Source organism: Modestobacter lacusdianchii (assembly GCF_054177765.1).
This window is the reverse complement of record NZ_JBJJTJ010000029.1, coordinates 25855-45618: the sequence shown is the minus strand read 5'-3', so window position 1 is coordinate 45618 and position 19764 is coordinate 25855. Positions and strand designations below refer to the sequence as shown.

Genomic DNA, 19764 nt, shown 5'->3' with positions numbered 1-19764 from the left:
CTCCCAGCCCACCGCACCCCACAGGGCGCGGATGCTGCCGCGGGTGAAGTGGGCGCCGGTGGCGGCGGTCCAGTACAGGCTGCCACCGGCGAACTCCTGGAAACACCCACCACCCACCAGCCCACAGGCGGGTTCGCTCACCGGGTAGCCCAGTGCGCCGTTCTCGAGGCCGCGGACGCTCCAGGCCGCCTGCAGCTCGCCGGTCATGCTGTGCGCCCCGGTTGCCGGTGACCAGTAGATCGACCCGCGCTGGTAGGACTGCAGGCACCCGCCGTCCCGCAGACCGCAGATGTACCCCGACGTCACCGCGCCCAGCGAACCCGCCGCACCCCCCATCTCCGCGTACTTGAGGTAGATGGCGCCGGCGCCGGCGGACTGGGTCGAGCCGAACCAGTCGGTGAAGTAGTTCCAGAAGTTCCGGTTGCCGTACGAGGAGCAGCTGTCGCCGGTGCCGTAGCCGGCACCCAACGCCGCGGCGTTCGGCTGGTAGGGGGTGTAGCTGTACAGCCCAGCGGTCGCCTTGTTCTGGATGTAGACCTGCGAGGACCCGCACCGAGCCAGGTCGGGGTGGTAGTAGACCGTGTTGTTCTTGCCCGCCCGGTAGCTGCCGGCGACGCCGGCGGCGTAGCGCTGGAACTGGCGCGCGGCGTAGTAGACCTGGCTGACGAACCCGGAGAACGCCGGATTGCAGGCGGCGGTGTCCGGACACGCGAACCCGGTTGCCTTGGTGTACTTCGTCGTGGTCGGCTTCGTGCCGGTGATCAGCCCCTGCTCCTTCTGCAGGAGCACGAGCAGCACGCGGGGGTTGATGCCGCAGGCCTGGCCGATCTTGACCAGGATCGTCGCCGCGCTCTCGTTCGTACCGCCGGGGTAGGTCGCGCAGTAGGCGTCGCCGGCCTGCGTCGCGGTCGTCTGGGAGTAGTCCTTGAGGCAGGGCATCTCACCCGCCACACAGTTGGCACCCTTGGTGTTGAGGAACGTCTGGACCGTGCCCGGGTCCGTCGCCAACGCGTCGAAGAAGATCGCGTCGGAGATGATGTTGGCCGGGTCGAAGTAGCCGAGGTCCGCTGCCTGCGCGGGAGCGGTCGGCGTGCTGCCGGCCGTGGGCAGCAGCAGGACCGAGGCGATCAGCGCGACGACGGTGGCGAGTCGGACGATGGCGCGGGTCACGGCACGATCACCTCGACCGCGTTGGACTCGCCCGAGGTGCTCGGCGACGCGTAGCTGACGACCGCGGACCACGTGCCCGAGGACAGTTCGGAGCCGGCGATGGCCAGCATCGGGCAGGACGTCGAGGACGAGTCGGGCTCGCCCGGGACCGTGGTGGTCGCGGACCCCGCCCCGGACTCGGCGGTCAGTGTCAGGGTGCAGGTGCCGTCGGACTCGGCCACGCTCGGGACATAGGCGCCGAACTCCACCGCCTCGGTGGAGTCGGTCCACCCGGAGAACGTCACGACGACCGGCGTCGTGCCGCTGGGGGCAGAGGGCGCAGAGGGCGCGGGCGTGTCGGTGGCGACGCCTGTGGGATTGGGCAGGGAGGGGTCGACCGGCTGGCCGTAGGTGCCCGGCGCCGCCGTGGCCCCGGCGGAGGCAGCGGCGGCCTCGGACGCAGATGCGGCCGCGGCCACCTCGGCCTCGGTCGGCTCCGACTGACCGCATGCCGTCGTCAGCAGCACTGTCGCGCACGCGGCGCCCAGCCCGGCTACTCGCCATCCCTGTCGCATGTACGTCCCTTGTTCGCTCGATGCCCGACGACCGACGCCGGCTCCGTGGGTCTGTCGTCCCTGGGCCGACGCCTCGGCCGAGTCCGGTCACTGAACAGGCTGGCATGGTGACGCAGTGTCGCCGGGGACGGTGAGCCCGTGCGTGTGGCTGGTGCGACGGGAGCGGATTCTTGGTGCCGCTGGGTGAGCAGGACCACTGCCCGTGCCCGGTCGCCCTGCCGGGGGGTGACCCCGGAGCTGGGGCGGGGTGGTCGGGCGATCTAGCCTCCGTACCACCATGGCCTCTTCTCTGGACCCCCGTACGCAGCTGCCCGTGGTCGCGATGGTGGGCGGGGGGCAGCTGTCCCGGATGACGCACCAGGCCGCCATCGGACTGGGGCAGTCGCTGCGGGTCCTGGCGGCGGACGCGGCCGAGTCCGCCGCGCTCGTGGTCGCCGACGTCGTGCTCGGCGACCACCGTGAGCTGGCCGACCTGCGCCGTCTGGCCGAGGGGGCGACCGTGGTCACCTTCGACCACGAGCACGTGCCCATCGAGCACCTGCGCGCGTTGGAGGCCGAGGGCACGCGGGTGGCGCCCGGACCGGCGGCGCTCGTGCACGCCCAGGACAAGCTGGTGCTGCGGCGGGCGCTCGCCGACGCGGGCGAGCCCCAGCCCGCGTGGGCCGAGGTGCGCACGGTCCACGACGCCACCACGTTCGCCGACGAGGTCGGCTGGCCGGTGGTGCTGAAGACCCCGCGCGGTGGCTACGACGGCAAGGGCGTCTTCGTCGTCCACGGCCCGGACGAGGTGGCCGACCTGCTGGAGCGGCACGGCACCCTGCTGGCCGAGGAGCGGGTCGCCATGGTGCGTGAGCTCTCCGCCCAGGTCGCCCGCTCGCCCTTCGGGCAGGTCGCGGTCTGGCCGGTGGTGGAGACCGTGCAGCGCGATGGCGTCTGCAACGAGGTGCTGGCCCCCGCCCCGGGGCTGTCGGAGGAGCTGGCCGCCGCCGCCCAGGAGCTCGCCGTCCGGATCGCCGACCGGCTCGGCGTGGTGGGCATGCTCGCCGTCGAGCTGTTCCAGACCGCCGACGGGGTGCTGGTCAACGAGTTGGCGATGCGACCGCACAACTCCGGGCACTGGACCATCGAGGGCGCCCGCACCAGCCAGTTCGAGCAGCACCTGCGCGCCGTCCTGGACTACCCGCTGGGCTCGACGGCGATGACCGCGCCGGTCGTGGTGATGGCCAACGTGCTCGGCGGCGACACCGCCGACGACGGCTGGTCGGGCCCGCCGCTCGACGAGCGGGTGCACCACCTGATGGCGCACTGGCCCGACGTGAAACTGCACTGGTACGGCAAGGGCCAGCGGCGCGGCCGCAAGCTCGGTCACGTCACCGCCCTGGGCGAGGACGTCGCCGAGGTGCGCGCCCGCGCGGTCGCCGCCGCCCGCTACCTGGCCGACGGGGTCGTCGACCCCGCGTTCGCCTTCGAGACCGAGCACTGAGGAGCCCGCCGTGAGCGAGCGGAAGCCGATCGTCGGCATCGTCATGGGTAGCGACTCCGACTGGCCGATGATGGAACCCGCCGCCTCGGCACTGGGTGAGTTCGACGTCCCGTGGGAGGCGCACGTCGTCTCGGCGCACCGCACGCCGCGGCGGATGCTCGACTACGCCGAGGCCGCGGCCGGCCGCGGCCTGCGCGTGGTGATCGCCGGGGCCGGGGGAGCGGCGCACCTGCCGGGCATGGTCGCGGCCGCCACGCCGCTGCCGGTGATCGGCGTCCCGCGCCCCCTGGACCGGCTCGACGGGCTGGACAGCCTGCTCTCGATCGTGCAGATGCCGGCCGGCGTGCCGGTGGCGACGGTGTCCATCGGCGGGGGTCGCAACGCCGGCCTGCTGGCCGTGCGCATTCTGGCGGCCGGCGACGACGTGCTGCGGGCCGCCGTCGAGCGGTTCCAGGCCGACCTGGCGGCGTCCGTCGTCGCCCGGGACGACGCGCTGCAGCAGCAGATCGCGCGCTGACCCGACCTCCTGCCCGCGGGTGAGTCGCTTCCGGCCGGTGGGCTGCCGGACTTAACATCTACTCGTGGGTAACAACGCTGGGCTGTATGCGCTGACCGAGGAGCACCAGGCGATCCGGGAGGCGGTCCGCGAGATCGCCGAACGCGAGATCGCCCCCTTCGCCGGGGAGGTGGACGCCGACGCGCGCTTCCCCGCCGAGGCACGCAAGGCGCTCACCGCGGCGGGCTTCCACGCCACCCACGTGCCCGAGGCCTACGGCGGCGAGGGTGCCGACGCGGTGGCGACCTGCATCGTCATCGAAGAGGTCGCCCGCGTCGACGTGAGCGCCTCGCTGATCCCCGCGGTGAACAAGCTCGGCTCGATGCCGGTCATCCTGTCCGCCTCCGAGGAGCTCAAGCAGCAGGTGCTGCCCTCCCTCGCCACCGGCGAGGCGATGTTCAGCTACGGGCTGTCCGAGCGGGAGGCAGGCTCCGACGCCGCCGCGATGCGGACCCGCGCCCGGCGGGACGGCGACAGCTGGGTGCTCAACGGCACCAAGGCCTGGATCACCAACGCCGGGGTCTCCGAGTGGTACACGGTGATGGCAGTGACCGACCCGGAGAAGGGCTCGGGCGGCATCTCCGCCTTCGTCGTGCACCGTGACGACCCGGGCTTCGCCGTCGGGCCGAAGGAGAAGAAGATGGGGATCAAGGGCTCGCCGACCTGCGAGCTCTGGTTCACCGACTGCACCATCCCCGCCGACCGGATCGTCGGCGCACCGGGCACCGGCTTCAAGACCGCGCTGCGCACGCTGGACTTCACCCGGCCCACCATCGGCGCCCAGGCGGTCGGGGTGGCGCAGGGCGCGCTGGACGCGGCGATCGCCTACACCAAGGACCGCCGTCAGTTCGGCTCGGCGGTGTCGGACTTCCAGGGCGTGCAGTTCATGCTCGCCGACATGGCCATGAAGATCGAGGCCGCCCGGCACCTGGTCTATGTGGCGGCGGCCCGTGGGGAGCAGGGTGGCCCGGACCTGACCATGGTGTCGGCGTCGGCGAAGGCCTTCGCCTCCGACGTGGCGATGCAGGTGACCACGGACGCCGTCCAGCTGTTCGGTGGGGCCGGCTACACCCAGGACTTCCCGGTCGAGCGGATGATGCGCGACGCCAAGATCACCCAGATCTACGAGGGCACCAACCAGGTGCAGCGCATGGTCATCGCGCGCAACCTGCTCCGCTGAGCCGCCGGTCACCGGGCGGCGAGCGGCGCGCCGGGCGGGTGCCGGCGCGCGCTGCGGCGGCTCCTATCCTCGGCGCCGTGCGTCGTCCGGTCGTCCTCGTGCTGTCCTGCTTCGTGGCCGTGATCGGCTGCGCCGGCTGCAGCACCTCGGCGGCCGTCGTGGACGCGGGGTCCACCCCGTCGGTCACCGCCGCGGCAGAGCTCCCCGTCGTCGTCCTCGGCGACTCCTACACGGTGGACTCCGCCGAGGGCGCCGGGTACGTGCCACCGGTGGCCGAGGCGATGGGCTGGGCGCCGGTGCTGGAGGCGGGTGACGGGACCGGCTACCTCGCTCCCGGCCGGACCACCGACCCCTCGCCCTACGGCGAGCGGCTCGACGCCGTCGTCGCGGCCCAGCCGGACCTCGTGCTGGTGCAGGGCAGCACCAACGACGTGGGCTGGTCGTCGGCCGAGCTGGGGGAGGCCGCCACCCAGCTGTACGCCGCGCTCGCGGCCCGGTTGCCCGCGGCCCGGGTCGTCGTGCTGGGCCCACTGTCTCCCCCGGGGGTCGACCCGGGTGGCGTGGCCGCCGTCCGGGACGTCCTGGCGCAGGTCGTCGACGCCAGCGGCCTGACCTTCATCGACCCCGTGGCCGAGGGGTGGCTGGTGCCCTCCGACGGGCTGTTCGCCGATCCGGTGCACCCCAACGAGGAGGGATACCGGGTGATGGCCGCGCAGCTGGTGACGGCGCTTCGGGCCGAGGGTCTCTGACCGCTCAACCCAGCAGGCGGGACACCGCGGACAGCCGCGCGTCTCCGGCCATCGAGGCCAGCCAGGTCGACCAGCCGGGGCGGGTGCGCACCGCCTCCAGCGCGCTGCGCGCCGCCACCCGGTCACCGCGCCGCGAGGCGGCCAGCGCCGCGTACAGGTCGCGGGCGCCCTCGGGGGCGAACACCGCCAGCGTCTCGTAGTCGCGCTCGTCATAGGCGCGCTGCAGGTTGCGCAGCATCCGCAGCTGGGCGACGGGGTCGCCGGAGTCGTCGACCCGCAGGTCCACCCGGACGCCGTCGTCGTCCTCGCTGGCGGGGGTGCCGCTGACCACCTGCAGCGCCGCGGACTGCCGGCCGCGCAGGTCGCCCCCGGCGTCCTGCCCGGCGGTCAGCGCGGCGAGCAGGCGGTCGGCCAGTCCACCGCCGGTGGCCGCGTAGGCCTGTGACATGGCGGGCAGGACGTCGGGGGAGGCGAGCATGTTGCCCTGCACGCTGAAGCCCTCGCCCAGCAGGTGACCGCTGGCCGGCAGCGATCCGCGCCCGGTGTCGGCAGCGACCTGCCCGGCGGCGTCCAGCACGGCGATCTGCCGGTCGACGTCCTCCGCGGCGTGCGAGGCGCGCCGCACCAGGTCCTGCGGCGACGTGCCCTCGGCGAGCCCGGCCATCAGCGTGATGCCCAGCCCGCGCCGGCTGCGCGCCTGCACGACCACCACCCCGACGCCGGGGCGGACGGTCGGCACGGCACGGCCGACGGCGAGAATGCAGGACGAGACCGCGATGCCCAGGTCGCCGGTCGCCGGGTCGCGGGCGAGGACGGAGAACGTCACGGGTGTGCAGGTGCGGGCGGGCGGCCGGGCCTCACACGCCGGCCGGGAGCGGCATGGTGGGCACGTCGGCGCCGACCTGCAGCGGGGCGCCGGTCGCGGCCACGACCTCCTCGACGGTGACGCCGGGGGCGATCTCGCGGAGCACCAGGCCGGTGTCGGTGACGTCGATGACGGCGAGGTCGGTGATGATCCGGTCGACGCAGGCCTTGCCGGTGAGCGGCAGGGAGCACTCCTCGACGATCTTCGGCGAGCCGTCGCGGGCGACGTGCTCCATCATCACGATCACCTCGCGGGCGCCGTGCACGAGGTCCATCGCGCCACCCATGCCGTTGACCATCTTGCCGGGGATGAGCCAGTTGGCCAGGTCGCCGCGGACGTTGACCTGCATGGCCCCGAGGACGGCGACGTCGATGTGGTGGCCGCGGATCATGCCGAAGGACAGCGAGGAGTCGAAGAAGCTGGCGCCGGGCAGGATGGTGATCGTCTCCTTGCCGGCGTTGATCAGGTCGGCGTCCTCCTCGCCCTCGAAGGGGTAGGGGCCGACGCCGAGCACGCCGTTCTCGCTCTGCAGCACCACGTGCACCCCGTCGGGGATGTGGTTGGGCACCAGGGTGGGCATCCCGATGCCGAGGTTCACGTACTGCCCGTCGAGGAGGTCGAGGGCCACCCGGGCGGCGAGCTGGTCGCGGGACAGTGCCATCTCAGGCCTCCGTGGTCTCGGTGCCGGCGGCTGCGGGAGCGGCGGCTGCGGTGCGCGGCCGGGTGGTGCGCTTCTCGATTTTCTTGCCCTCGGTGCCGACGACGACCACCCGCTGGACGAACACCCCGGGCAGGTGCACCGCCTCGGGCAGGATCTCGCCGGGCTCGACGAGCTCCTCGACCTCAGCGATGGTGACCCGTGCGGCCATGCCGGCCAGCGGGTTGAAGTTCCGCGCCGATTCGTGGAAGACCAGGTTGCCGTGCCGGTCGCCGACCGCCGCACGGACCAGGCCGTAGTCGGCGGTCAGCGCCGTCTCCAGCACGAACTCCTGGTCGCCGAAGCGGCGGACCTCCTTCGGCCCGCTGGTGGCCACCACGGTGCCCTCGGCGTCGTAGCGCACCGGGATGCCGCCGTCGGCGACCAGCGTGCCCACCCCGGTGGGGGTGTAGAACGCCGGGATGCCGGTGCCGCCGGCGCGCAGCCGCTCGGCCAGCGACCCCTGCGGGGTCAGCTCGACCTCCAGCTCACCGGTGAGGTAGAGCCGGGCGAGCTCCTTGTTGCCGCCGACGAACGAGCTGATCGTCTTGGCGATCCGGCCGGCGTAGAGCAGCACGCCCAGCGCCTGGTCGTCGACCCCACAGTTGTTGGAGATCGTCGTGAGGCCCGTGGCCCCCTGCTCGAGCAGGGCATCGATCAGGGCCACCGGGACGCCGCAGAGGCCGAAGCCCCCGACGGCGAGCGTCGCGCCGTCGGGCACGTCGGCCACGGCTTCCCGGGTGCTGGAGACGACCTTGTCCATACAGCTGACCACCGTCCATCGAGGGCTGGGCGGGAGGTGCGTCAGGCGGGGCGGCCCAGCTCGCGGATCCCATCGAGCTTCAGTCCGAGCGTAGCGGTCACCCGTTCGGTGGCCGCGCGGTGCGCCAGGCCGGCGGGCGCCGCGGACCTGCACAGCACCAGCGAGGCGCCGGCCGACAGCAAGGCCAGCAGCCAGGCCACGGGCCCGGCCTCCACCGCCGTCCGCTCGTCGACCAGCACCCGGTCGCCGGCGGAGATGCCCAGCCGGGCGGCCAGCTCGGCGGCGGCGTCGACGAGGCCGCCGAGGGTCAGCTCCAGCGCACCGGCCCGCAGCCCCGGCGCTGCGGGGTCGACCGGCTGCCAGGGGGTGAAGACGTCACCGTGGGCGCGGACCTCCAGGGCGAAGTCGCGCGCCGGTCCGGTGTAGCCGGTCATGCCCATGCCGAGGGGGTGCAGCGACAACCCCAGCAGCTCCTCCAGACCGAGCTCTTCCAGCGGGGGGAGCCGGTCGGCGGCGGCCAGCACCAGATCGGCGTCGACCAGGCGGTCGTCGTCCTCGGCGGCGGTCTCCCACACTACGGCTCCGCAGCTCCACACGCCCAGGAGCACCGCGGCGGTCTGCCAGTGCACCGGGAGCGCCAGGCCGACCGTGCTGCCGGGGCCGACGTCGAACTCCTCCTGGAGCAGGTTGGCCGTCTTGGCCACCCAGTTCGCGAGAGTGGTGGCCGACAGCTCGGTCCGCTCGCCGGACACGTCGTCGTAGAAGGTGACCAGCGGCGCCGCGGGCTCGCGGCGGAGGGCAGCGGTGAGCAGGCCCGCGGGCGTGAGAGGTCCAGTGGGGGGCACGGGACCAGAGTGACAGGTCCGCGACGAACCTCTCCCTCACATCCAGGCCCCGTGGCGCTGCCGCAGTTAGAGTCGGTCCTCGATGAGCGCAACCCCCGGCACGGTGCTGACCCGGTTCGACCACACGCTGCTCCGTTCGACCCGGCGCGCGCTGGGTGACACCCCCGCCGTCCCCGTGGCCCAGGGGCTCTCCCACTTCGGTGAGCACGCGCTCGGCTGGATCGCCCTCGGCGCCGCCGGCTGGCTGCGCGGGCGCGATCGGGCGGACTGGGTCGCGGGTGTGACCGGTGTCGTCGCGGCGCACGCCGCCGGTGTCGTGGTGAAGCGGGTGGTACGCCGGGTGCGCCCCGCCCTGGAAGACGTGCCCCCACTGGTCGCCACCCCCAGCCGGCTCTCCTTCCCGAGTGCGCACAGCTGCTCCACCGCCGCTGCGGCGGTCGGCTTCGGCCCGATGGTGGGCCGGCCGGTGATGGCCACGGTGACCGGCGCGATGCTGGTCTCCCGGGTGCTCCTGGGCGTGCACTACCCCTCGGACGTCCTCTCCGGTGCGGCGCTGGGCGCCGGCGTGGCCACCGTCGTCCGACGTCGTATGACCCCGACCGCCGGCAGGAAGGCGTGAACGTGAGCGTGCAGCCCGAGCCGATCCCGGTGACCGACCCGGTGGCCGCGAGCCCGGCCCCGCTGACCGCGGTGGACACCGCTCCGCCCCGGGTGGCCCCGCCGCCCCGCACCCCCGGGTTCCGTGGGTCTCGCGGGTGGGGCGTCGTGCGCGCCCTGCGACCTCGGCAGTGGGTCAAGAACGTCCTCGTGCTCGCCGCCCCGCTGGCCGCCGGTGAGGTGTTCAACCCCGACGTCCTCGGTCCGACGGCGGTGGCATTCCTGCTCTTCTGCGTGTGCGCCTCGGGCGTCTACCTGGTCAACGACTCGATCGACGTCGAGGAGGACCGCCGCCACCCGAAGAAGCGCTATCGCCCGATCGCGGCCGGGCTGGTGCCCCGGCCGTTCGCGGTGGGCCTTGCGCTGGTGCTGTTCGCCGCCGCCCTGACCACCGCGGCGCTGGTGACCCGCCCGGCGCTGGCCGGGGTGCTGGGCGCCTACGTCGTCATCCAGCTGGCGTACTGCCTGATCCTGAAGAACCAGCCGGTCATCGACCTGGCCGTGGTGGCCTCAGGCTTCCTGCTGCGCGGCATCGCCGGCGGTGTCGCCGCCGGCCTGCTGCTGTCGCAGTGGTTCCTGCTGGTCGCGGCGTTCGGATCGCTGTTCATGGTGGCCGGCAAGCGGTACTCGGAGCTGATCCTGGTGGGCGACGAGGCAGCCACCCGCCGGACGCTGCGGGAGTACTCGGCCAGCTACCTGCGCTTCGTGTGGAGCCTGTCGGCCGGGGTGGCCTGCACCGCGTACAGCCTGTGGGCGTTCGAGATGGCCGAGACCCAGGACGGCGTGCCGTGGGCGACCATCTCGATCGCGCCGTTCGTCCTGGCGATCCTGCGTTACGCGCGGGACGTCGACAAGGGTGCCGCCGGCGCCCCGGAGGAGATCGTGATGCACGACCGTGTCCTGCTGGTCCTCGGTGCCCTGTGGATCCTGACCGTCGGCGTGGGGGTCTTCAGTGCCTGAGAGAACACTCCCTGCCCCCCACCACGCGCAGGCTAGCGGCGGGCCCCTGCAGGGAGCCGTGCCGCTGGTCGGCTGGGGGCGCACCGCCCCGACCCGGGCCCTGCTCACCCCGGTGCACGACGATGACGACGTCCGCGCCGCCGTGCTGGCCGCCTCCGGCCGCGGTGTCGTGGCCCGCGGCCTGGCCCGCAGCTACGGCGACGCCGCGCAGAACGCCGGCGGCACCGTGCTGGACATGACCACCGCGAACCGGGTGCTGCACGCCGACCTGGAGACCGGACTGGTCGACGTCGAGGCCGGCATCTCGCTCGACGAGCTGATGAACCAGTTCGTGCCGCAGGGCTTCTTCGTCCCGGTGACGCCGGGCACCCGGCTGGTGACCGTCGGCGGGGCCATCGCCGCCGACATCCACGGCAAGAACCACCACGTCGCCGGGAGCTTCGGCCAGCACGTCCGGTGGATCGACCTGCTCACCGCCGACGGGCAGGTCCGCCGGATCAGCCCTGAGTCCGACGCCGACCTGTTCTGGGCGACCGTCGGCGGCATGGGCCTGACCGGCGTCATCCTGCGGGCGCAGGTGCAGATGAAGGCGATCGAGTCCTCCCGCTGCCTGGTCGACACCGACCGCACCGAGGACCTCGACCAGCTGATGACGCTGCTGGCCGAGACCGACCACCTCTACGAGTACTCGGTCGCCTGGATCGACACCCTGGCCAAGGGCAAGCGGATGGGCCGCTCGGTGGTGACCCGCGGGCGCTTCGCGAAGCTGGACGAGCTGCCGGCCAAGCGCCGCACCGACCCGCTGAAGTACCACGGCTCGGTGAAGGCCTCCGTGCCCGACGTCTTCCCGCCCGGCCTGCTCAACCTGGCCACGGTCGCCGCCTTCAACGAGGTCTGGTACCGCAAGGCGCCCAAGGTCAAGCGCGACCAGCTGCAGAGCATCCCGACCTTCTTCCACCCGCTCGACGCGGTGGGCGGTTGGAACCGCATCTACGGCCCGCGCGGCTTCGTGCAGTACCAGGTCACCGTGCCCTTCGGGCAGGAGGAGGCCATGCGCGAGGTGCTCGACCGGCTCAGCTCCTTCGGGACGGCGTCCTTCCTCGCCGTGCTCAAGCGGTTCGGTCCGGGCAACCCGGGGATGCTGTCCTACCCCTCGCCCGGGTGGACGCTGGCGTTGGACATCCCGGTGATGAAGGGGCTGGCCGGCCTGCTGGACTCCCTCGACGAGGTGGTCGTCGCAGCAGCGGGGCGCACCTACCTGGCCAAGGACTCGCGGGTGCGCCCGGAGACCTTCGAGAAGATGTACGACCGCCTCGACGACTTCCGGGCCCTGCGCAAGCAGGTCGACCCGGACGGCGTCTTCATGTCAGACCTGGCCCGGAGGCTCGCACTGTGATCGACGCGCTCGGATCGCCCAGCTCGCTGCTGCTCGTCGGCGGCACCTCGGACATCGCGGTGGCCACGGCCCGGCGGTACCTGACCGAGCGGCCGTTGCGGGTCGTCCTCGCGGCGCGGGACACCCCGCGCCGGGCGATCGTGGCCGGTGAGCTCGAGGCCGCCGGCGCCCAGGTGCAGGTGGTCGACTTCGACGCCACCGACCCGGCCTCGCCCGCGGCGATGGTCGCCGCAGCGACGGCCGAGGGTGACATCGACGTGGCGGTGGTCGCCTTCGGCCTCCTCGGGGACGCCGACCAGCTGCGCAGTGACGGCACGGCGGTGGCCGAGCTGGCCCAGGTCAACTACGTCGCGCCGACCGTGGTCGGCACCGAGCTGGCCAACCAGATGCGCCGGCAGGGCCACGGGGTGATCGTCGCGCTGTCGTCGGTCGCCGGGGAGCGTCCGAGGGCGTCGAACTTCGTCTACGGCTCCACCAAGGCCGGCCTGGACGCCTTCTACTCCGGTCTGGCCGACTCGCTGGTGGGCACCGGGGTCTCCGTCCTCGTCGTCCGGCCCGGGTTCGTGCGTTCCAAGATGACCGAGGGCCTGGACGACGCCCCGCTGGCCACCACCCCCGAGGCGGTCGCCGAGGCGATCGTCACCGGCGTCCGCAAGGGCCGGCACACGGTCTGGGTGCCCGGCGCCATGCGCTGGGTGATGAGCGGCCTGCGGCACACGCCGCGCGCGGTGTTCCGCCGCCTGCCGATCTGATCGGTCCCGGTCGCACCGGCCGGGACGGTCCAGCTCAAGAACAGGCCTGCTCCTTCCGAAGTAGTGAAGCGGACCCCTCAGCCTCCGGTGCCGAGGGGCCACCGCTCATCGGAAGGACCTGCTCGTGCGCCGCATCCTCGTTGCACTCACCGCCTTCCTGGCGTTGACCGGGACGTTCCTCATCCTGCCCGTCTACGCGGCCCCAGGCCCCGCGGCCGAACCCGTCACCACCTCCACCGACGCGGTCGAGATGGGCTCGGTCGAGGCCCCGGCGCCCGCCGCGGAGGTCCAGGAGGGGACGACCGACCCGGTGAGCGGTGTCCCGGACTCGGCGCCGACGCTCACCGTGAGTCGGACCGACGTCGCGGAGTTCTCGTTGGTCGGCGTCACCTGGGCGTACGACGCCGAGGTGACCGACACCCTGGTGCAGGTGCGGGTCCAGGACGCCACCGGCGGGTGGGGTGCGTGGACCGAGGTCACGGCCGAGACCGCCGACCAGGGCGCGTCGGAGAGCCGGACCGGGGCCGAGCTCCGCGGGGGCACCAGCCCGCTGTGGACCGGGCCGAGCACCGGCGTCGAGGTGGAACTGGTGACCCGCGCGGGTGCGCAGCCCACCGACGTCCGGGTCGACCTGGTCGACCCGGGAGAGAGCGCGGCGGACACCGCGCTGACCTCGCCGGACATCACCGACACCGCGCACGCCGCGACGACGATGCCCCAGGTGTACTCCCGTGGTCAGTGGGGCGCGGACGAGTCGATCCGCACGTGGGACCCGCAGAACGCCGCTTCCCTGAAGGCCGCCACCCTGCACCACACCGCGGACACCAACAACTACAGCGCCGACCAGGTCCCGGCCATGATGCGGTCGATCTATCGCTACCACGCGGTCAGCCTGGGCTGGGGCGACATCGGCTACAACGTGATCGTCGACAAGTTCGGCCGGCTCTGGGAGGGCCGCTACGGCGGACTCGCCAGCACGGTGATCGGTGCGCACGCCGGTGGCTTCAACACCTCGACCTTCGGCGTCTCGATGCTGGGCAACTACGACGTCGTGCCCGTGCCCCAGGTGACCGTGGACGCGGTCGCGGCGATCATCGCCTGGAAGTTCTCGCTCTACGGCATCGACCCCCGCGGAACCACCCCGCTCACCTCGGGCGGAGGCGGGACGGCCCGGTACGCGGCCGGCACGAGGGTGACGCTGCCGACCATCTTCGGCCACCGGGACGTCGGGAGCACCGCGTGCCCGGGGCGGTACGGGTACGACCGGCTCGGCGAGATCCGGGACAAGGTCGCCGCCGCCATGGTCGGGGCCGCGACGGAAACGATCTCCTCCCGGTACGCCGCCGACGCCGGCCTCAGGGCTGCACTCGGTGCGCCCCTGGGCGGGCAGCAGTCCGCCGCGGGCGTCACCTGGCAGGCCTACGAGCGGGGGCGGCTGTACTCGTCGGCGAAGGGTGGCGTGCACGCGCTCAGCGGCAGCAACCTGGTCACCTACCTGGCCCTCGGCGGCCCGGACGTGTTCGGCGCGCCCTCGACCGACGAGCTGGCGACGCCGGACGGGGTCGGGCGGTACAACCACTTCACCGGCGGTCACTCCATCTACTGGTCGCCGACGACCGGCTCGCACGCGGTGATGAGCGCCATCCGGGACAGGTGGGCCGCCCTGGGCTGGGAGACCAGCGCGCTGGGCTACCCGGTCTCGGACGAGCGCGGCTCGGCCGACGGCGCGATGAGCTGGTCGACGTTCCAGAACGGGCTGATCACCTGGTCGCCGGCCGGTGGTGCGCACGCGGTGCAGGGCGCGATCGAGGACGCCTGGCAGCGGCTGGGTGGGCTGAGCGGGGTGGGCTGGACCTACGGCCTGCCGACGACGGACGAGCTGGCCACGCCGGATGGTCTGGGCCGGTACAACCACTTCGCCGGCGGTGGGTCGATCTACTGGTCGCCGGCCACCGGCGCGCATGCGGTGGTGGGGTCGATCCGGGAGCTGTGGGGCGCGCTGGGCTGGGAGTCCAGTGCGCTGGGCTACCCGACCTCGGACGAGCAGGTCTCCGCCGACGGCGCGATGCGCTGGACGACGTTCCAGAACGGGCTGATCACCTGGTCGCCGGCCGGTGGTGCGCACGCGGTGCAGGGCGCGATCGAGGACGCCTGGCAGCGGCTGGGTGGGCTGAGCGGGGTGGGCTGGACCTACGGCCTGCCGACGACGGACGAGCTGGCCACGCCGGACGGGGTCGGCCGGTACAACCACTTCGCCGGCGGGGCGTCGATCTACTGGTCGCCGGCCACCGGCGCGCATGCGGTGGTGGGCTCGATCCAGGAGAAGTGGGCCGCACTGGGCTGGGAGTCCAGTGCGCTGGGCTACCCGACCTCGGACGAGCAGGTCTCCGCCGACGGCGCGATGCGCTGGACGACGTTCCAGAACGGGCTGATCACCTGGTCGCCGGCCGGTGGTGCGCACGCGGTGCAGGGCGCGATCGAGGACGCCTGGCAGCGGCTGGGTGGGCTGAGCGGGGTGGGCTGGACCTACGGCCTGCCGACGACGGACGAGCTGGCCACGCCGGATGGTCTGGGCCGGTACAACCACTTCGCCGGCGGGGCGTCGATCTACTGGTCGCCGGCCACCGGCGCGCATGCCGTGGTGGGCTCGAGCCGGGAGCTGTGGGCCTCGCTCGGGTGGGAGCAGGGGCCGTTGGGCTACCCGACCACCGACGAGGTCCTGCTGGCCGACGGCCGAACCAGGGCGACGCTCTTCACGGGCGGCGCCGTCTACCGCAGCTCCACGCTGGGGACGCGCTCGGTGTACGGCTCGATCGCGCAGGCCTATCTCGGCCTCGGCGGGCCGCAGTCAGCCCTGGGGCTCCCCGTCCGGGACGAGCGTGCGGTGTCCGGTGGCCGGCGGACGGACTTCGAGCACGGGTCGATCACCTGGACCGCCGCCACCGGCGCGATCACGGTCCGGGCCGACTGAGCCCGGTGCCCGGCAGCCTGCGCACCCGGCTGCCGGGCACCGTCTCGGGGGTGCGGAGAACCGTGCACCGGCCAGAGTCGGTGTCGGAGAAGCGCCCACCGGCCGGCTGCCGCCAGGCGGTCTGTCGCCGTCGGCCTGGGGCAGTGAGGACGCGGGGAACGAGCTGAGCAGGGCGACCGCCCGGTCGGTGCAGCCCGGTGCGCAGCAGCCGCAGGACCGCACCCGGACGGCGACGCACGCCGCCGGGGTACGGAGGCTGTCGAGCCACGTGACGACGAGGGGTGCGCGCCCACGAGGGCCGGCGGACGGACTCGACGAGGGTGCGGGCCCACGAGGTCCGGCGGACGGACTCGGGGCGGGAGAACCGTGAGCTGCGCCGGGCGACCGCGATCCTGACCGGTGCGGCGGCCCTGGTCGCGGCGCCTCGACCGACCGCATCGGCCCGGGCTGCGTCCGTTCCCGCCGGGCGGTCGGCTGGCAGCAGCAGCCGGGTGTCCGTCCGCGGGGGCTGACGATCGAGGTCCCCGCCGGTCGGCGACGACGCGGTGGGGGGGGCCTCGTGCCCCCGGGACCCCGCAGCTGCCCGGTCACGGCTCTCGATGGGCGGAGCTCGTGAGGCGGGCCGTGGACGGGACCGGGCTCCGGCGGCTGCACGGTCTCACCCCACACGCGTGCGCCCCCGCGACCTGGGTGGTCGCGGGGGCGCACGGGCGGCTCAGCTCAGTTGATGCAGTCGGTGTTCGCGGCGGTGAACTGGTCCTCGCCGGCGGTCGTCGGCGCGGCCACGGGCGCGGTCACCGCCTGGCCGATCCCGTTGAAGTCCGAGCCGAGCACCAGCTGCACCGTGCCGCTGGTGGCGTCGTCGACGGCCTTCAGCGTGGCGCCCGGCACCTGGGCGAGCAGGACGTTGGCCAGCGCCTCGTCGCCGGCGGCGTAGCGGATCTCGGTGACCGTGTACTCCTGCGAGTCGGCGTTGCCGGTGCCGGCGACCACGAACCCGGCACCCTCCAGCGCGGTGGCCGCGCTGCCGGCGAGCCCGGAGGTGCCCGAGCCGTTGTAGACCTGCACGGTCACGTCGGACGGTGCGACGGTCGCCGCGGCCGACGCCGGCGCCTCGGTGCTGGCCTCCGCCTCCGCCTCCGCCTCCGCGGCCGCCGGCTCAGCGGACAGCTGCGCGAAGAAGCTGTGCAGCGTGTCCTCGTCCTCCAGCGTGATGATGGAGCGGCCCTGGTCATCGGTGTCGGTGCCGATGTAGGGCACGGTCTGGAACTCGATGCTCCCCGGCGTCACCGTCTGCATCTGCGAGGCCAGGCTGAACAGGTCCAGCGACTGGTCGACGGTCAGTGCCTCGGACGCGGCCTGCACCAGCTCCCGCTGCTTGCCCAGGTCGAGCAGGACGTTGTCCGACAGTATCTTGCGAATCATCCCGGCGATGAAGGTCTGCTGGCGGATGATCCGGTCGAAGTCGCCGCGCAGCAGGCCGTGCCGCTGGCGGACGAAGGCCAGCGCCTGCTCGCCGCTGATCGTCTGCACGCCGGCCGGCAGGTCGACGCCGGAGTAGTCGTCCTGCACCGCCGCGCAGAGGTTGACCTCGACACCGCCGACCACCTCGGACAACTTGAAGAAGCCCAGGAGGTCCACCTCGGCGTAGTGGTCGATGCGCAGCCCGGTCAGCGAGCTGAGGGTCTGGATCAGCAGCTGTGCGCCGGCGGCCTGGACGGCGTCGTCGGAGGCGCCGTCCGGTGCCTCCTGGCTGCCGTAGGCGTAGGCGGCGTTCAGCTTGTCCATGCCGTAGCCCGGGATCTCCACGTAGGAGTCGCGGGGGAAGGAGACGAACGAGGCCGCGGACCCGTCGGCGGGCACGTGCACCAGGATCATCGTATCGGTGTTCGTGCCGGCGTTGGCCTCGGTGTTGAGCTGCGCCAGCTCTTCCTCCGAGGCGCTGGCCCGGCTGTCGTTGCCGACCAGCAGCAGGTTCATCGCCTCGCCGGTGTCCACCGTCTCCTCGTTGCCCGAGGTCGGGATGGCGTCGGTGCGGTTGACGCTCGCGTCGGCGACCTGGCCCAGGTACCACCCCCAGCCCGAGCCGGTCAGCACCACCACGGACAGCAGGCCGGCGACGGTACGGGTCACGCCGGCCAGCCGGCGGGTGCCGCTACCTCCGGTTGCCCGGGGTGCCCGGCCGGCGCGCGGGTCGAGGCGGGGCGGGAGGGGACGGGAGTCCCCGTGTGGGTCGGCGCTGTCGCTCACGGTCGTTCCTCACGTTGGACGGGGCCGGATCGGCGGAGTGCTCGGGAGCGTCGGCCCCGCGGCGAAGTGCCCCGACGATACGTCGGCGACCTGTCCATGACCGGCCACGACCAGCCGGTACGCCGACGTGGTCGGCACCATCCGCCCATCCCGTCACATGGCCCGCAGGCTGCCCCAGCGACCTGTCCCTCACCATCGGCACCACGTTCCTCGCGGCGCGCGGACCGGGCAGGAGCCCGTGGCAGACTCGTCCGCGCCGTCGCCGGGGGGAAGTCACCGATGTCCACTGTTGTCGAGGTCCAGTCGCAGGAGAGTCGACCGCAGGGTCGCTCGTCCGCTCGGCTGGGAGTCCTCTCCGGGATCGCTGTCGCCGTTCCCGTCGTCGTCGTCGCCGTCGTCCAGCTCGCCTCCGGCACGCTCGTGCTGGGTGGCGACCAGGCACTCATCGGACTCGACGCGCTGGACGCGCGGCACCTCGACCAGGGAGTGGGCTCCTACTCCCGGATGGGCTGGGCGCACCCCGGGCCGGCGTGGACCTACCTCCTCGCCCCGCTGTGGTGGGTCCTCGGTTCCACCGGCCAGGCGCTCGTCGCGGCGTCGTTGGCGGTGCACGCGCTCTTCGCGGTCCTGGTCGTGGTGGCCGCAGGAGGCGAGCGCCCGTGGCAGCGACCGCTGGTGGCTGCGGTGGTGCTCCTGTACGTCCTCCGGATGCCGGCCATCGTCTTCGTCAACGTCTGGAACCCCTTCGCCCTGCTGCTGCCCACGTTCCTGCTGTGCCTGGTGGCAGCCCGTGCCTGTGCCGGCAGCCTCGCCTCCTTCGCGACGGTCGTGCTGGTCGCCTCCTTCCTGCTGCAGACCCACGTCGGGACGGTGCCGCTGGTCGGCCTGGTCGGTCTGGTCGTGGTCGTCGCGACCGGGCTCCGGCTGGTCCGCGGCCAGGTCGACCGGCCCGACCGGGCCGGCTGGACCCGGGTGGGCCTCGCGGTGGGCGGCGTGGTGCTGATCTGGGTGCCGCCGCTGTGGCAGCAGCTCAGCACCGCGTCGTCGGGGCAGGGCAACCTCGGCATGCTCGCCGACTACTTCACCTCGGGAGGGGATCCCGCCGCGCAGACCCACACCTGGGCCGAGGCGTTCTCGAGCGTCGGTCAGCTGCTCGGTGCGTCGGTGTTCGGCTGGCCGGCCACCCCCGGCCCCGTCGACACCACGATCCTCACCGCAGCGGTGGTCTGCGCCGTCCTCGTCCAGCTCGGTGGTGGCGTGGCCGTCGCGGTGCTGGCCTTCCGGGCGGGCGCGACCCGCACCGGCTGGCTGGCTGTGCTGACCGCCGTCGCCGTCGTCGCCGGGCTGGTCGCCGGGCGCACGGTCACCGGTGAGCTGCAGAACTACCTGCTGCTCTGGGTCACCGTCCTCCCGCCGGCGCTCCTCGTCGCCGGGGCATCCCTCGTGCTGCACCGCTGGCCCGCGGGGGCGGGGACGTCCGTCCTGCGGGTGGCTGCGATCGGGACGGTGGCGGCCGTGGTCCTGGCCGTCGGCGTCGGCCTCTCCCTGGAGCGCAGCGCCGACACCCAGCTGGGCAGTCAGCCCGCTGCCGAGGAAGCCGGCCACCTGCTGCTGGACGCGCTGCCGGACGAGGACAGCACGGTCTTGCTGGACATCGCCGACGTGGGCGCGTGGACGACCGCCACCTCGGTCGCCCTCGACCTCGAGCTGGCGGGTCACCGGGTGTCGGTGGAGGAGACCTGGGTGTACTCGTTCGGTCAGGACCGCCGGTCCGACGGCGACGAGGAGTGGATCGCGACGCTGGTGCCGATCACCGAGGGGCAGCCTGCGCTCCCCGGGCAGCTGGGCGTCGTCGCCGCCATCAACGGGCCGACCGCCGTCCTGCTCGAGCGTGCGCCGGCCGGCTGAGCGGGCAC

The 19764-nt window shown here is 73.3% G+C and carries 17 protein-coding genes; 10 read left to right on the top strand and 7 right to left on the bottom strand.

The window, feature by feature from the left end:
- The coding region (locus ACJTNH_RS17450; RefSeq protein ID WP_458177926.1) for an LGFP repeat-containing protein at nt 1-1170 on the bottom strand (1170 nt) is incomplete at its 3' end.
- Nucleotides 1167-1454: a hypothetical protein gene (locus tag ACJTNH_RS17445; RefSeq protein ID WP_458177924.1), complete on the bottom strand. Its 288-nt coding sequence runs from the start codon at nt 1452-1454 to the stop codon at nt 1167-1169. The genes ACJTNH_RS17445 and ACJTNH_RS17450, both read right to left, overlap by 4 nt.
- Nucleotides 1455-2001: 547 nt before the next feature.
- Between ACJTNH_RS17445 and ACJTNH_RS17440 the strand changes: the two genes are divergently transcribed.
- From ACJTNH_RS17440 to ACJTNH_RS17425, 4 genes are all read left to right on the top strand, one after another.
- Complete coding sequence (locus ACJTNH_RS17440) at nt 2002-3207, top strand: 5-(carboxyamino)imidazole ribonucleotide synthase (protein WP_458177922.1); 1206 nt, start codon at nt 2002-2004, stop codon at nt 3205-3207.
- Between the two features lie 10 nt (nt 3208-3217).
- Nucleotides 3218-3724, top strand: a complete 507-nt coding sequence (gene purE / locus ACJTNH_RS17435; RefSeq protein ID WP_458177920.1) for a 5-(carboxyamino)imidazole ribonucleotide mutase — start codon at nt 3218-3220, stop codon at nt 3722-3724.
- 64 nt (nt 3725-3788) lie between these two features.
- Nucleotides 3789-4943 (top strand): acyl-CoA dehydrogenase family protein, encoded by a 1155-nt coding sequence (locus ACJTNH_RS17430; protein ID WP_458177918.1) that lies wholly within the window; start codon nt 3789-3791, stop codon nt 4941-4943.
- A 77-nt stretch (nt 4944-5020) separates the two neighbouring features.
- A complete protein-coding gene (locus tag ACJTNH_RS17425) occupies nt 5021-5692 on the top strand; it encodes an SGNH/GDSL hydrolase family protein (RefSeq protein ID WP_458177916.1) in 672 nt (223 codons plus the stop codon).
- 4 nt (nt 5693-5696) lie between these two features.
- Here ACJTNH_RS17425 and ACJTNH_RS17420 read toward each other — a convergent pair whose 3' ends face one another.
- Genes ACJTNH_RS17420 through ACJTNH_RS17405 form a run of 4 tightly spaced genes read right to left on the bottom strand, consistent with a single transcriptional unit; the run spans nt 5697 to nt 8862 of the window.
- Nucleotides 5697-6518, bottom strand: a complete 822-nt coding sequence (locus ACJTNH_RS17420) for a DUF1028 domain-containing protein (protein ID WP_458177914.1) — start codon at nt 6516-6518, stop codon at nt 5697-5699.
- 31 nt (nt 6519-6549) lie between these two features.
- Nucleotides 6550-7218 (bottom strand): CoA transferase subunit B, encoded by a 669-nt coding sequence (locus ACJTNH_RS17415; protein ID WP_458177912.1) that lies wholly within the window; start codon nt 7216-7218, stop codon nt 6550-6552.
- Between the two features lies 1 nt (nt 7219).
- Nucleotides 7220-8017, bottom strand: a complete 798-nt coding sequence (locus ACJTNH_RS17410) for a CoA transferase subunit A (protein WP_458177910.1) — start codon at nt 8015-8017, stop codon at nt 7220-7222.
- 41 nt (nt 8018-8058) lie between these two features.
- Nucleotides 8059-8862 (bottom strand): TIGR03089 family protein, encoded by an 804-nt coding sequence (locus ACJTNH_RS17405; protein WP_458177908.1) that lies wholly within the window; start codon nt 8860-8862, stop codon nt 8059-8061.
- An 82-nt stretch (nt 8863-8944) separates the two neighbouring features.
- Between ACJTNH_RS17405 and ACJTNH_RS17400 the strand changes: the two genes are divergently transcribed.
- From ACJTNH_RS17400 to ACJTNH_RS17380, 5 genes are all read left to right on the top strand, one after another.
- Nucleotides 8945-9481: a phosphatase PAP2 family protein gene (locus ACJTNH_RS17400; RefSeq protein ID WP_458177906.1), complete on the top strand. Its 537-nt coding sequence runs from the start codon at nt 8945-8947 to the stop codon at nt 9479-9481.
- 2 nt (nt 9482-9483) lie between these two features.
- Complete coding sequence (locus tag ACJTNH_RS17395) at nt 9484-10479, top strand: decaprenyl-phosphate phosphoribosyltransferase (protein WP_458177905.1); 996 nt, start codon at nt 9484-9486, stop codon at nt 10477-10479.
- 58 nt (nt 10480-10537) lie between these two features.
- Entirely contained in the window at nt 10538-11875 is a 1338-nt protein-coding gene (locus tag ACJTNH_RS17390; RefSeq protein ID WP_458177903.1) for an FAD-binding protein, read from the top strand.
- The gene (locus tag ACJTNH_RS17385; protein WP_458177901.1) at nt 11872-12627 is read left to right on the top strand and encodes a decaprenylphospho-beta-D-erythro-pentofuranosid-2-ulose 2-reductase; all 756 of its coding nucleotides are present in this window, start codon (nt 11872-11874) and stop codon (nt 12625-12627) included. Before ACJTNH_RS17390 ends, ACJTNH_RS17385 begins: the two co-directional genes overlap by 4 nt.
- 124 nt (nt 12628-12751) lie before the next feature.
- Nucleotides 12752-15598 carry an N-acetylmuramoyl-L-alanine amidase gene (locus ACJTNH_RS17380; RefSeq protein WP_458177899.1) on the top strand — a complete coding sequence of 949 codons (2847 nt, stop codon included), beginning with the start codon at nt 12752-12754 and terminating at the stop codon, nt 15596-15598.
- 720 nt (nt 15599-16318) lie between these two features.
- Here the strand turns inward: ACJTNH_RS17380 and ACJTNH_RS17375 are convergent.
- Complete coding sequence (locus tag ACJTNH_RS17375) at nt 16319-17731, bottom strand: LCP family protein (RefSeq protein WP_458177897.1); 1413 nt, start codon at nt 17729-17731, stop codon at nt 16319-16321.
- A gap of 396 nt (nt 17732-18127) precedes the next feature.
- On the opposite strand from ACJTNH_RS17375, the gene ACJTNH_RS17370 reads away from it, so the two are divergent.
- Nucleotides 18128-19756 carry a hypothetical protein gene (locus ACJTNH_RS17370; RefSeq protein ID WP_458177895.1) on the top strand — a complete coding sequence of 543 codons (1629 nt, stop codon included), beginning with the start codon at nt 18128-18130 and terminating at the stop codon, nt 19754-19756.
- Nucleotides 19757-19764: the final 8 nt, after the last annotated feature.

Bases quoted from the DNA above. Each gene is read 5' to 3' on its own strand.
- ACJTNH_RS17415 (WP_458177912.1), bottom strand. From the start codon at position 7,218: ATGGCACTGTCCCGCGACCAGCTCGCCGCCCGGGTGGCCCTCGACCTC.
- ACJTNH_RS17410 (WP_458177910.1), bottom strand. From the start codon at position 8,017: ATGGACAAGGTCGTCTCCAGCACCCGGGAAGCCGTGGCCGACGTGCCC.
- ACJTNH_RS17370 (WP_458177895.1), top strand. From the start codon at position 18,128: ATGTCCACTGTTGTCGAGGTCCAGTCGCAGGAGAGTCGACCGCAGGGT.
- ACJTNH_RS17440 (WP_458177922.1), top strand. From the start codon at position 2,002: ATGGCCTCTTCTCTGGACCCCCGTACGCAGCTGCCCGTGGTCGCGATG.
- ACJTNH_RS17400 (WP_458177906.1), top strand. From the start codon at position 8,945: ATGAGCGCAACCCCCGGCACGGTGCTGACCCGGTTCGACCACACGCTG.